Here is a 12674-nt window from a genome sequence, read left to right as displayed (position 1 = left end):
GGCCCGGCATCCGACCGCACCCCGCACGGCACCGCACGGTACCGGCCCCGAATCAGGCCGCACCCAGCCCGACGCCATCCGTCTCGGTGCCTCGGATATGCTCCGCCGACCGCCGTGGCCCCAGGGGGGTCGAGCAGTGGAGGAGCACATGAGCGTGGACCTGAACGGCCCGGGCCGGCGCGGGCAGCGATGGGCCGCCAGGACCTCCCTCGCCGCGGCCGCCCTCGCCGTCCTGCTCCCCCTCGCCCACGGCGGTCTCGGCGGCGTCCTGCTGCTGGCCGCCGGGCTCGCCGGCGCCGCCGTCACCGCGGCCGCGGTGTGGTGGACGCTGACCCGGCGCGGACCGGAGCGCTGGCTGGCGGCCGGGCTCGCGGTCGGCACCCCCGCGCTCGTCCTCGTCCTCTTCGTGCTCACCCTGGGCTGGGTGCTCCTGCTGTCGCCGGTGCTGTGGAGCGTGGCCGTGTGGAGCGGGCGGCACGCGCTGCGCAGCACCGGCGCCCGCCCGAAGCGGATGAAGGAGCACCGGGCGCGGTCGGTGCGGCGCCCCTTCCTGATCATGAACCCCCGCTCCGGGGGCGGGAAGGTCGAGCGGTTCCAGCTGCGGGAGAAGGCCGAACGCCTGGGCGCGCGGGTCGTACTGCTCGACCCCGAGGAGCACCAGGACGTGACCGCGCTGGCCCAAGCGGCCGTGGCGGAGGGCGCGGACCTGCTCGGCGTCGCGGGCGGCGACGGCACCCAGGCGCTGGTCGCCGCCGTCGCCGCGGAGCACGACCTGCCGTTCCTGGTGATCTCCGCCGGCACCCGCAACCACTTCGCCATGGACCTCGGCCTCGACCGCACCGACCCCGCGGCCTGCCTCGACGCGCTCACCGACGGGGTGGAGCTGCGGGTGGACCTCGGGTTCGTGGCGGACCATCCGTTCGTCAACAACGCCTCTTTCGGGGCGTACGCGGCGGTCGTCCAGGATCCCGCCTACCGCGACGACAAGATCGGCACCAGTCTGGAGCTGCTGCCCGATCTGCTCACCCGGCAGCGCGGCCCGCACCTGACCGCGCGCGTCGGGACGACCACGATCGACCGGCCGCAGGCCGTGCTGGTCAGCAACAACGCCTACCGCACCGGTGACCCCGTGGGACTCGGCCGCCGTGAGCGGCTGGACTCCGGGATGCTCGGCGTCCTCGGCGTCCGGGTGGACAGCGCGGCCGAGGCGGCGGCGCTGCTGCTCGACCCCGATCCGGCGGGGCTCGCGGTGCTGGCCGCGCGGGAGGTGGTCGTCGACGCGGACCATCCGGAGATCGAGGTCGGCGTCGACGGCGAGGCCCTGGTCCTGCCCACCCCGGTCCACTGCCGTATCGCGCCAGGAGCGCTGCGCGTCCGTGTCCCGCGGAAACGCCCCGGCGTGCCCACGCCCCAACCCCGCCTGAACTGGCGCCGGTTGCGCAAGCTGGCGGCACCGGACGGGCGGGGCTGAGTCACCGCAGCGTGTTCGTTCGGACCACGGTGACGCCTCGCACCACGGCCGAACCAACCGCGTGGGCGCACGGCTCGGTGGCTCTAGAGGGGATGCGCGTCGGCCTCCGCTGGAGCGAGCGGGGTCACCGTGACCTGGTCGATGACGGGGGCGTAGGCGGAGCGCTGGCCGAACGCGTTCCTGGTGTGGCCGTCGAAGTCGGGGAGTTCGTCGGCGGTGAAGGTGAGGGTGTTGAGGCCCGGGCGCAGCGTGACCGGGAGGGACAGGTTCCAGAAGTTGTCGAAGTGGAAGGTGGTGGGGAACAGGACGCGGTGCGCGGGGGCGCCGTTGACGGAGATGTCGGCGTGGCGGCACACCGGGTCCGGGTTGTAGTGGGTGGACGGGGGCTGCTCGCCGTTGGAGTAGCGGATCGTCAGCGCGTGGCGTCCGGCGCGGTGGGCGGTGACCGTGAGGGTGAGCGCGTTCTCGGGGCCCGCGCCGACACCGTCGACCGCCTTGCCGCCCGTGGCGTACGGGTGTCCGGTGACCCTCGCCGTGCCGGTGAGGACGCCTTCCTCGGCGGCGTGCACGGTGGTGGGCAGCAGGCCGCGTGAGGGGGCGATCCGCAGCCGGTCGACGATCAGCCGGTCCGAGGTCCCGGTGACCGTGATCTTGTTGACGCCCCCGGCGAGGAAGAGCGGTACGGCGCCGCGCTCGACCCGTCCGATCTCCTCCCCGTTGACGCTCAACTCGCCTTCTCCGGGCCCGAGCACGTCGACGGTCACCGAGGCCTCGCCGTCGTCGTCCGCGTACGCCCAGAAGGTGACGGTGCCGCCGCGCGGGAGCACCGCGACTCCGGGTCCCGAGGCACCGCGGTGGGCGTGGCTGACCCGCGCCCCGCCGCGAAGGTCCGCGAACTCGGCGTCGTACAGGGCTGTTTCGTCCTCCTCTCGCAGCACGATGTCCAGCTTGTCGACGGCCGCGTCGCCCTTGGTGACCCCGAGGTCGCGGTCCTGGGCCGCGAGGGTGATCCGGTGCCGGCCCGCGGTCAGCTCCACCCGGGTGTCGGTGTGGCCCCACACCGCCGGCTTGTAGCCGAGCGGCAGCCGCAGTTCGCGCGGGTCCTCGCCGTCCACGCGCAGGAAGACGTTGGTGGGACCCTGTTCGCGCACCAGCTCGGCGAGGTTGTGGGAGCCCGCGAACACCATGAGGTCGTACGTTCCGTCCTGCGGCACCTCCACGTCGAAGGCGAGCACACCGTCGGAGCCGGTGCGCAGCCCGCTCACGTGGTAGCCACCGGAGGTGGCGAACCGGTCGACGGCGGACGGGGACCCCTCTGGTCCGTTCTTCGAGTAGCCGCCGCCCGTGTAGGTGGCGTCCTCGGCCTCGTACGTCCGCTTCCAGCGCACGGCGGGCGGCAGTGCGGAGGCTGCGTTGCCGCCCGGGGAGAGGATCACCTGGTAGGCGGACATCGCGTCGAGCCCGGTCTGAGTCAGCGTCACCGTGCCGTCGACGACCGGTATCTCCTCGTCCCGGAGCCGCAAGGGTGGTGCGCAGGAGCCCACTTGGCCGGTCCAGGGGATCTCCGTGAGTCGGACGTGGACCACCGTGCCGAACACCTCCGCGTCCACGTCCTCGAACACGAGGTCCGCCGCCCCGCCCGCGCCCCCGAACAGCACCCTGGCCTGGCGCTTGTCGCGGTCGAGGGTGGCCACGCCCTGGAGGGTGTACTGCACGTTGGGGTGCGGGGCGACGACCCGGACGGTGTTCCCGGTCAACTGCCCGTAGGCGTTGTACAGCCACCACTGGCCGTTGGCCTTGTTCGCCTCCACCGCCGAGTCGTTGAGGTTGCCGGCGATGTTCCAGTAGGCGAGGTCGGCGTCGACCTTCGACTCCTCGATCGCGGCGATCCACTGGATCATCTGGCCCGGGACGGAGACGTGGTAGTTGTGCGCGTACTCGTTGATGTTGACGGGCAGCGGCCCGATGCCCAACTCCCTCTCCAGTTCCCGGTACCTGGCGATGTTGGTGCGGACCTCGGCGGGCGAGGACAGCTCGTGCCAGGTGACGATGTCGGGCAGCACGTCGTGCGACTTCGCGAACTCCAGGAAGTCCCTGACCTCGGGGTACAGCGCGCAGGTGTTGGGGCCGGCCACGCGGGCGTCCGGGTCGAGGTCCTTGATGAGGCGGTGCGCGGCTTCCCAGGCCGCGAACCAGGGGCCGGGCTCGGTCCGCCAGGAGACGCCGTCGTGGCTCCACTCCCCCTCGCCGAACATGTTGCCCTCGGGCTCGTTGAACGGCACGTACACGACGTGCGCCTTCAACTCCCCCATGGTCAGGACGTGTTCGACCTGGCGGCGGATCACGTCCAGATGCCCGGCGAGCCGCTCCTCACCGGTGGCACCCGGCCACTCGTACGGGAATCCCCGGTAGAAGTCGGGCAGGTAGACGTAGACGTCCCTGCCGCCCGCCGCGACGAACGCGGGCAGGATCTCCAGGGCGTCGCCGCCGGGGTGCTGGGTGCCGTCCTGGGCCTTGGTCGTCACCGTCCGCGGGTACATGCCCTCGACCACGGCTCGGCTGGGCACTCCGTCGCCGTAGAGGCCGTAGAGCGTGCCGCTCGCTCCTCCGTGGAAGGGACCGGTCTCGGTGCCGAGGTCGATGGTGAGCTTCTCGCGGGCGGGGCCTTCGGCTGCCACGGCATCCATCCTTCGTCCGACATTCCGTACGACCGTCGATGATCCGCACCGACCTGGACGAACGTAGGAAGCGCGAGGGGACCGCGTCAACAGGCCGCGGGCTTCGAAACTTGCGAAACCGCAGGTCGGAGGGGTCAGGCGCGGAGCACGCCCAGGGTGCCCTCCAGCCGGGCGAGCAGTTCCCCCAGCCGGGCGGCGAGTTCGTCCCGTGCCTCGGGGGTCAGGACGGACAGCACGGCCGTCTCGTACGCCAGTTGTTCGGGCAGGATGCCGTCGACGAGCTCACGGCCGGCCTCGGTGAGCCGGACGTGGGCGACACGCCGGTCGCGGGTGTCGCCCCGGCGCTCCACCAGGCCCCGTTCGGTGAGCTGCTTGAGGCGCTTGGTGACGGCGGCCCCGGAGGAGAACGTCTCGCGGGCGAGGTCGCCCGGGGTGAGTTCGTGACCGGTGCGGCGCAACGCGCCCAGCAGGTCGAACTCGGGGCGGCTGAGCCCGGCCCGGCGCAGCGGTGCGTCCTCGGCCTGCTGGAGGAGGGCGGCACAGCGGTTGACGCGGCCGATGATCTCCATGGGGCCGGTGTCGAGGCCCGGGTGGACGGTCTGCCACTGCCGGACGACGGTGGCGACGGTGTCGTGCGTCGCCGGGTCCGCGGGTCGTCCGTTCGGTGCCGTCATGCGCGTGCGCCCTCCGCTCTGTGGTGCCGGATCGTCGCCGCGAGCGTACGGTGTGCGGCCTGCTCGGCGCGCACGACCCTCTCCTGGGGCAGGGCGCGCTGCCACCATTCGCCGGACGCTGCCTCCACGTCGGCCCGCAGCTCGACCAGGGCGGCGGCGAGGGTGCGGCGGGCGGAGTCCAGGGCGCCGGGGGCGGGATGCGGTTCGGCCAGGAGGCGGGCGGTGTGTTCCCGGGCGCGCTCCACGGCGGCCAGCGACCGCTCGACCCGGTCGCCCGAGCGCCGGTTGGTGACGGCCACGGCGGCGACGAATCCGACGAGCGCCCCGACGAGGGTGTCCAGGACCCGCTCGGTGATCAGCCGGCCGGGCTCCTGGTGGCCGGCGAACTCGGTGATGAGCAGGGCCATCGGGGTCACGCAGACGCTGCCGAGCCAGTAGTTGCGGGCGATGAGCGCCTCGGCGCCGAAGTTGAAGGCGAGGCAGCACAGGACGAGCGCGGCCGGCCCGAGGTGGGCGAGCGGGACGACGGCGGCGAAGACCAGCACCCCGAGGAGGTTGCCGACGACCCGCTGGACGCCCCGGCTCCAGGTGAGCGTGACGTTGGCCTGGTAGAGGGAGGCCGCCGTGACCAGGGCCCAGTAGGGGCGGCCCACGCCGAGCGCGAGGGAGGCGTAGCCCGCGAGGGCGCAGCCCAGGGCGGTGCGTACGGCGATCGGGGCCGGCGTGCGCCACACGGCGTGGGCGGGGGCGGCGAGTTCGGCGTCCACGCCGAGGAGTTCGTCGTCGTACGGCGCCTGTGGGACCGGCGCGGTGCCGCGCAGGTCGCGGGCCCAGGCGCGGAGGCGGTCCGGGTCCGCGTCGGACGGGGCGGCGAGGGCGATCTCGGCGCGGACGACGAGGCGTTCGAGGGCGCGCCGGGTGCGGGAGCGCGCTCCGGCCGACAGGAGGGTCTGCCAGGCGGCCTGGACGGCGGCGTGCGCGGTTCCGCTCGGGCGGGGGCCGGGGTGCTCGGCGTACGCGGCGGCCGCGTCCAGGGCGCGGGCGGTGGCCCGTCGCTCCGGGCCGTGCGGGCGCAGCAGGCCGGGGGCCATGCCCACCAGCCACGCCCAGGCGCCCGTGGCGAGGGCCAGGGCGAGGTGGCCGGGGACCTGGCCGAGGGTCTGCGGGGCGAAGAGGGACGCGGAGCTGATGAAGGTGAGGACCACATGGCCCGGCGGGCCGATCCGGGTCGCGTCGCAGAGCGCCTTCTGCACGGCGGCCACCAGCGCGCCGACGGTGACCAGCAGCACCGCGTCGCCGGTGAGCGAGGCGGCGACCAGACCCGCACCCAGGCCCGCGACCATGCCGAGCACCACCCAGACCAGGGCGCGGGCCCGGGCGGCGTAGGGCCGGTTGTGGGCGTACAGGGCGCACAGGGACCCCGCCATGGTGTACATCGCCAGGTCGAGGCGGCCGAGGGCGAGCAGGGTGAGGTTGGGCGGGGCGACCGCGACCACCACGCTCAGGGCGGGCTTGAACCAGATGTCGGAGGGCCTGCCGAGGCGCAGCACGCCGGCCAGGGGGAGACGGCGTGTGCTCGGGGTGCCGGGGCGGGGGGTCGCACTGCTCATGCTCCACACCTTAACAGGTGTTTTACTCGTAAATGATATGAGGAGCATCTCCCTGACCTGGTGTGCTCCGCCGCACGCTCCCCGCGTACACCCTTGCGCTCGATTGCGCGCCGCATGGCCCGGGCAGGCCTTGACCGACCGTCGAGCGGGGAGGTGGGCGTGCACGGACCGGCTTCGCCCGGCTGGCTGATGGTCGCGCTCTGCGCGGCGACCGGGGCGTACTGCCTGCTGCGGATGCGCAGCAGCGTCGAGGAGCAGCGCCGGGCCGCGGGCGGTGAGGCGCTCATGGGCTTCGGGATGGCCGCGATGGCCGTGCCGGCCGCCGTGTTCACACCACCGGCGTGGGCCTGGCCGCTGTGCGCTGCGGTGTTCGGCGGGGCCGCGCTGCGCGCGCTGTGGGCGGCGCGCACGAGCGTCCACCACCTGCACCACCTGGTGGGGGCGGGGGCCATGGTCTACATGGCGGTGGTGATGGCGGCCTCCCCCGGACACCACGGAGGCGCGGGGGTGCCCGTGGTGACCGGCGTGCTGCTCCTCTACTTCACGGGCTACGTCCTGCTGTCCGGCGCCCGCCTGATACCGGTGACCGCCGGCGGGGGCACCGTCGGCTGGGGCGACCGCCCCGAACTCGCACGGGTGTGCCGGTTGTCGATGGGCATCGCGATGGTGGCCATGCTGCTGACGCTCTGACGTGCGCGGCGGTCGGCGGTCGGCGGTCACAAGGGCACTGACCCCACTCACGGCGGAACTCGCGTTCGGCGCCCCGGCGTTGCCCGGCGAGGAGCCGCGTACGACATTTCGGCATCGCCCGGCCAGGAACCGTGGCATCGCAGCACTGCCCGGCCAGGAGCCACGGGTGGCATCCCGGCGTCGGCATGCATCCCAGGATGACGGGAACCCGGCACCGGACCGCCCGCCCCGCCCGCGTCCCGGGATTCGCCTCACACCACACCGGTCGGCGAGGATCGCAGTATGCACACCCCGTCCGTCGACTCCCCGCCCCGTCCGCCGGAGCACCGGAGCGCCGCCCGCGCGACCGGTGTCCTCGCCCTGTGCTCGGTGCTGCTGCTCGTACTGGTCGCGGCGAAGTGGCACCCACTGCTCGACGTGGACGGCGACATCGCCGGCACCACCCACCGCTGGGCGGTCGACGAACCGGGGCTCACCCACGTCTTCCGCATCCTGACGGACTGGGTCTGGGACCCGTGGGCGATGCGCCTCCTCGCTGCGGTCGTGGCGATCTGGCTGGTGTGGCGGCGCAATGCCCGCTGGCTCGCCGTATGGCTGGTGGCCACATGTGCGCTGGGCACACTGGTCCAGCAGGTCATGAAGGCCGCCGTCGGCCGCGAACGCCCCGTCTGGCCGGACCCCGTCGACACCGCGCACTTCGCCGCCTACCCGTCGGGCCACGCGCTGACGGCCACGGTCGTGTGCGGGCTCCTCCTGTGGCTCCTGCACCACCACGGCGTCGGCCGCGCGCTGTGGCTCACGGCCCTGGCGCTCGCCGTGCTCTCCGTCGTGGGCGTGGGTCTCACCCGCGTCTGGCTGGGCGTCCACTGGCCCACCGACGTCCTCGGCGGCTGGCTTTTGGGCGCGACGCTCGTGTCCGCGGCCGTCCTGGTGCACCAGCGGTACCGGCCCTGACCTGCCGGGACCTCGTGGACCCGCGCGCGATCCCGGTCCGTAGGATCACCGTATGACTGCCGTGCTGTTCGACTTCTCGGGCACCCTCTTCCGTATCGAGTCCACCGACGCCTGGCTGAGGGCCGTCCTCGACGAGGCGGGAATCACCCTTGCCGAGGCCGAGTTGACGCGGGCCGCGCGGGAGCTGGAGAGCGTGGGGGCGCTGCCCGGCGGACTCGCGCCCCAGGTGCCGATGCCCGATGAGCTCGCGGCCGTGTGGAACGTCCGGGACGAGAGCGCGGAGCTGCACCGGGCCGCGTACACCGGCCTGTCACGGCTCGTCACGCTGCCCGATCCCGCCCTGCACGACGCGCTGTACGAGCGGCACATGCTGCCGGCCGCCTGGCAGGCCTATCCCGACGCCGACGAGGTGCTGCGCGCGCTCCGCGAGCGCGGGACCAAGGTGGGCGTGGTCAGCAACATCGGCTGGGACCTGCGCCCCGTCTTCCGCGCGCACGGGCTCGATCCGTACGTCGACGCGTACGTGCTGTCGTACGAGCACGGCATCCAGAAGCCGGACCCCCGGCTGTTCAAAACCGCCTGCACGGCGCTCGGCGTGGCGCCCCGGGACGTCCTGATGGTCGGCGACGACCGGCGGGCGGACGGGGGCGCGGCAGCCCTGGGCTGCGGGGTGCACTTCGTGGACCACCTGCCGGCGGCACAGCGGCCCGACGCGCTGCGGGCCGTTCTCGATCTGGTGAAGTGAGAGCCCTGCCCGACGGCACCGGTCGACGCGCGGGATCGACATCTGCGTGCGACACCGAAAAGTGTCCGAAAACGGGGTGGTCACCCCGTCCTGGTGGTCGCCTGAGGACACCATCGGGGAGTATGCTCGCCCACCCTGGACGATCCCCCGCGTCGCCCAGAGTAGGCGGCAGCCCCGACCAGGCCTTTTACGGTCCGGTCCGGGACGCACTGAGTATAGTTGGCTGGCAGCCAGTCAACGCAGGAGTCACAGCATGTCCCCGCGCAGCGCCTCGGTCAACGAAGAGCTGCGCCGTCGTTCCCGGGAGCGGCTCCTCCAGGCGGCGCTGGAGCTGGTCTCCGAACGCGGCTACGACGCCACGACCCTCGGCGACATCGCGGACCGGGCCGGTTCGGCGCGCGGTCTGGTGTCCTACTACTTCCCCGGCAAGCGCCAGCTCGTGCAGTCCGCCGTGCACCGGCTCATGCACCGCACGCTGGAGGAGGCGCTGGAGCGCGAGCCGCGCACCGAGGACGGCCGGGAGCGGATGGCCCGGGCCATCGACGCGGTCCTGGGCCTGGCCCGGGACCGGACGGTGCTGATGCGCCAGCACATGGCGGGACTGCTGGACACCGAGGGCTTCGTGCAGTGCCCGGAGCAGCAGCGCCTGGCCGAACTGCTGCGGGACACGATGGAACGGCACGGTTCGCAGACGGTCGAGACCGACTACCCGATGCTGCGCTCGCAGCTCATGGGGGCGGTCTACGCGATGGTCCTGCCGAACGTCCCGATGCCGATCACGACCCTGCGGGCCGAGCTGTTCACGCGCTACCGGCTCGACTGGGAGCAGGGCGTCCCGCCGGGCACCGAGGCGCCCGGCGGGACGTACGACACGGATCTGTCGCGGTTCTTCGAGACCGGCCCGGAGGCCGGGGGTCAGTCGAAGTAGTCGGGCTGCGTCTGGACGTTGAGCTCGCCGAGCCGCACCTTCCTGGCCGGATCCGTCCGCTTGTCGCTGAGCTTCAGCACGTCGAAGCCCTTGGCGATGTCGTTGGAGTAGATGTAGCCGTTGTAGTAGTACGCCGACCAGGAGCCGGCGGTCGTCAGCCGCTCGGTGGTGACCGGGCCGCGCTCGAAGTAGCCGATCTCCTTCGGGCGCGCGGAGTTCGTGAAGTCCCAGACGGAGACGCCGCCCTGGTACCAGGCCTGGACCATGATGTCCCTGCCCTTGACCGGGATCAGCGAGCCGTTGTGGGCCACGCACACCTCGACGTCCGCCTGGTGGCGGGGGATCTTGAAGTAGCTGCGGAAGACGAGCTTGCGCTTGTCGCCCTTGCCGACGATGTCGTAGATGCCGTCGGCGCCGCGGTTCGGGCCGATCTCCGCGTTGCAGGTGGCCGCGCCGCCGCCGCCCAGCTCGTCGGTGAAGACCACCTTGTTCGCCCGCTGGTTGAAGGTCGCCGAGTGCCAGAACGCGAAGTTCACGTTGTCCTGCACCCGGTCGATGACCTTCGGGTTCTCGGGGTCCTTGATGGAGAACAGGATGCCGTCACCCATGCAGGCGCCCGCCGCCAGGTCCTCGTCCGGGAGCACCGTGATGTCGTGGCAGCCGGTGGTCTTGGAGACGCCCGGGTTGGTGGGTGAGCCGGGGTTGCCGCCGCCGTCGGGCCCTTCGCCCGGGAAGAGCACCGGGAAGCTCACCACGGCTGCCTTCTCGGGCGCGTTCCGCGGGACCTTGATGACCGAGATGCCGTCGTGCGGCGGCTGGCAGTCGGGGTAGGCGGCGTTCGGCGAGTACGAGGAGACGTAGATGTAGACGTTCCTGCGCTCGGGCACCAGCGTGTGGGTGTGCGAGCCGCAGGCGGTCTCCACGGCGGCGACGTACTTCGGGTTCCGCTTGTCGCTGATGTCGAAGACCTTCATGCCCTCCCACGACGACTTCTCGGTCGCGGGCTGGGTGGTGCTGTTGCAACTGCTGTCACTGCGCGAGGAGTCGGTGGAAAGGAACAGCAGGTTCCCGGAGACGGAGATGTCGTTCTGCGATCCGGGGCACAGCACCTGGGCGACGGTCTTCGGCGCCCTCGGGTTGCTGATGTCGAAGATCCGGAAGCCGTCGTAGTTCCCGGAGAAGGCGTACCTGCCCTGGAAGGCCAGGTCCGAATTGGTGCCGGGCAGCGCGTCCTTGGGGATGTTGACGAGGTGCTCGATGTTGCCGGAGTGGACGATCTCGTCCTGGCCGGGTATCTCGCCGTCGGCGATCGCGGCCTTCACCTCGGCCTCGGTGCTCTTGGACACGCCCTTGCCGGTCGCCGGGCCGTCCCCGGGGTCGGGGGTCGCGACGGCGGGACCGGCGGTGAGCAGCGCGGCCAGGAGACCCGCGGCGGCCGCGGCAACTCCCAGGCGTCTGTGCCGGGTTCGGGACTCTCTCAACAGGATCACTGTTTTCCTCCCTGTGCCGTTCATGTGGAACGGTTCACGCGTCACCGCAGTATCGTCTTCACCATGCACAGATCAACAGGGGGCAACAAACTCGTCATGAAAGGACCACGGGTGACCACTGTGCTTTTCCGCCGCGCGCCCTACGTGACGGCCGCCCTGGCCGCGCTGGCAGCCCTGGCCCTCGGGGGCTGCGATTCCGGCGGGGACTCCAAGTCCGCCCCGGCGAGCGGGCCTTCGGTGCTGGCGCCCGGCAAGCCCGGTGAGGCGAACCGCACACTGTCCGCCCAGGACGCCGAGGAGCAGCGGGCCGACGACGACACCCCCAACTCGGCCGACGTCTCGTACGCCCGGATGATGATCGCGCACCACGCCCAGGCCCTGGAACTGACCGAACTGGCGCCGCGGCGCGCCGAGTCGGCGAGGCTCAAGGCCCTCGCCGAACGGATCTCGGCCGCGCAGGGGCCGGAGATCGAGGCGATGCGGGCCTGGCTGAAGGAGCACGGCCAGTCCGAGAAGGGCGACGGCCACGCGCACGCGACGATGCCCGGCATGGCGACCGAGGCGCAGCTGAAGAAGTTGCGCGCGGCGAAGGGGAAGGCCTTCGACGAGCTCTTCCTCACCCTGATGATCACCCATCACGAGGGGGCGATCACCATGGCGACGGACGTGAAGGGCCAGGGCAACAACATCCGGATCGAGGAGATGGCGGACGACGTGGTGGCCCAGCAGACCAGCGAGATCAACCGCATGCGGAACATGCTCTGAGCGGACCGGCCCATCCAACGGGCCTGTTCACCGCCGTGCATGACGCGGCGTCAGGAAACCCGCGTCGCGCGCCTGGGAGATGAGCCTGAGCGACTTGCGGCGGCTGTGCCCGGTCGCGCACATCACGGCGAGGACCGGGTCGACGCCGTCCTCCTGGGCGGCCCGGTACTCCTGCGCGATCAGCCACCGTCCTTCGAGCCCCCGGGGCCAGGCCGGGCGGGCTCGACGCGCCGGGCCCACCTCCGCGTCGGCCTCCACCTCGGGCCTGCGGCCGCACGCCTCGAAGAGGGGCTGCTCGATCCAGTCCGCGAGCGCGCCCAGGTCGTCGAGCGAGAGCGCCGGCTGCGCCCGCACGTCCTCCAGCAAGACACCGTCCTCGCTCACCACGGCGAGGGCGTCCACCCGGGCACCGTCGGGGAAGACCAGCCGGACCTGGAACCACGCCGTCGCGCCCCCGTCCTCCCGCACTTCCCACGCGGGCCACACGGACACGCTGCCGTCCGTCGGACAACGATCAGAAAGATTAAGAAAGGATGCTTCTAGCACACACGCAACGTAACCGCATGATCACACTCCCCGTGGGCGGACACGCATGCCCAGGTCCCTCCGGCACCCTGTCAGAGCAGCACGGGCGGTGCGATCCTGGGAGTGTCAGCGACTCCTGTCGTA

Annotated in this window: 11 protein-coding genes; 6 read left to right on the top strand and 5 right to left on the bottom strand. The window is 72.2% G+C overall.

Translation table 11 applies throughout. The features are described 5' to 3' along the window. Window positions 1-148 precede the first annotated feature (148 nt). Window positions 149-1471 carry a diacylglycerol/lipid kinase family protein gene (locus ACIQJT_RS10690; protein WP_402641927.1) on the top strand — a complete coding sequence of 441 codons (1323 nt, stop codon included), beginning with the start codon at window positions 149-151 and terminating at the stop codon, window positions 1469-1471. 83 nt (window positions 1472-1554) lie between these two features. Here the strand turns inward: ACIQJT_RS10690 and ACIQJT_RS10685 are convergent, their stop codons facing one another. The 3 genes from ACIQJT_RS10685 to ACIQJT_RS10675 form a co-directional block, all read right to left on the bottom strand. Beyond that, window positions 1555-4158, bottom strand: coding sequence for a cellulosome protein (locus tag ACIQJT_RS10685; protein WP_402641925.1), 2604 nt, complete (start codon window positions 4156-4158; stop codon window positions 1555-1557). Between the two features lie 125 nt (window positions 4159-4283). Continuing rightward, window positions 4284-4823, bottom strand: coding sequence for a MarR family winged helix-turn-helix transcriptional regulator (locus ACIQJT_RS10680; protein WP_402641921.1), 540 nt, complete (start codon window positions 4821-4823; stop codon window positions 4284-4286). Next, complete coding sequence (locus tag ACIQJT_RS10675) at window positions 4820-6433, bottom strand: FUSC family protein (RefSeq protein WP_402641919.1); 1614 nt, start codon at window positions 6431-6433, stop codon at window positions 4820-4822. The genes ACIQJT_RS10680 and ACIQJT_RS10675 overlap by 4 nt, the downstream gene beginning before the upstream one ends. A 159-nt stretch (window positions 6434-6592) precedes the next feature. Between ACIQJT_RS10675 and ACIQJT_RS10670 the strand changes: the two genes are divergently transcribed. The 4 genes from ACIQJT_RS10670 (at window position 6593) to ACIQJT_RS10655 (ending at window position 9750) form a co-directional block, all read left to right on the top strand. Next, window positions 6593-7123, top strand: coding sequence for a DUF5134 domain-containing protein (locus ACIQJT_RS10670; RefSeq protein ID WP_365448875.1), 531 nt, complete (start codon window positions 6593-6595; stop codon window positions 7121-7123). A 282-nt stretch (window positions 7124-7405) separates the two neighbouring features. Continuing rightward, window positions 7406-8077, top strand: a complete 672-nt coding sequence (locus ACIQJT_RS10665; RefSeq protein ID WP_365448873.1) for a phosphatase PAP2 family protein — start codon at window positions 7406-7408, stop codon at window positions 8075-8077. A gap of 52 nt (window positions 8078-8129) precedes the next feature. After that, window positions 8130-8822, top strand: coding sequence for an HAD family hydrolase (locus tag ACIQJT_RS10660; protein WP_402641915.1), 693 nt, complete (start codon window positions 8130-8132; stop codon window positions 8820-8822). A 253-nt stretch (window positions 8823-9075) separates the two neighbouring features. Continuing rightward, on the top strand, window positions 9076-9750 hold the full coding sequence (locus ACIQJT_RS10655) for a helix-turn-helix domain-containing protein (RefSeq protein ID WP_365448869.1): 675 nt from the start codon (window positions 9076-9078) through the stop codon (window positions 9748-9750). On the opposite strand, the gene ACIQJT_RS10650 is transcribed toward ACIQJT_RS10655, so the two are convergent. Beyond that, on the bottom strand, window positions 9738-11240 hold the full coding sequence (locus tag ACIQJT_RS10650) for a hypothetical protein (RefSeq protein WP_365448867.1): 1503 nt from the start codon (window positions 11238-11240) through the stop codon (window positions 9738-9740). The two genes, ACIQJT_RS10655 and ACIQJT_RS10650, sit on opposite strands and share 13 nt — an antisense overlap. Window positions 11241-11360: 120 nt before the next feature. Between ACIQJT_RS10650 and ACIQJT_RS10645 the strand changes: the two genes are divergently transcribed. Next, on the top strand, window positions 11361-12005 hold the full coding sequence (locus tag ACIQJT_RS10645; protein ID WP_402642601.1) for a DUF305 domain-containing protein: 645 nt from the start codon (window positions 11361-11363) through the stop codon (window positions 12003-12005). Window positions 12006-12032: 27 nt separating this feature from the next. Here the strand turns inward: ACIQJT_RS10645 and ACIQJT_RS10640 are convergent, their stop codons facing one another. Next, window positions 12033-12497, bottom strand: a complete 465-nt coding sequence (locus tag ACIQJT_RS10640) for a DUF6214 family protein (protein WP_402641911.1) — start codon at window positions 12495-12497, stop codon at window positions 12033-12035. Between the last annotated feature and the right edge of the window lie 177 nt (window positions 12498-12674).

This window comes from Streptomyces sp. NPDC091972 (assembly GCF_044756385.1).
Lineage (GTDB): Bacteria > Actinomycetota > Actinomycetes > Streptomycetales > Streptomycetaceae > Streptomyces.
This window is presented reverse-complemented; position numbering and strand designations above follow the sequence as displayed.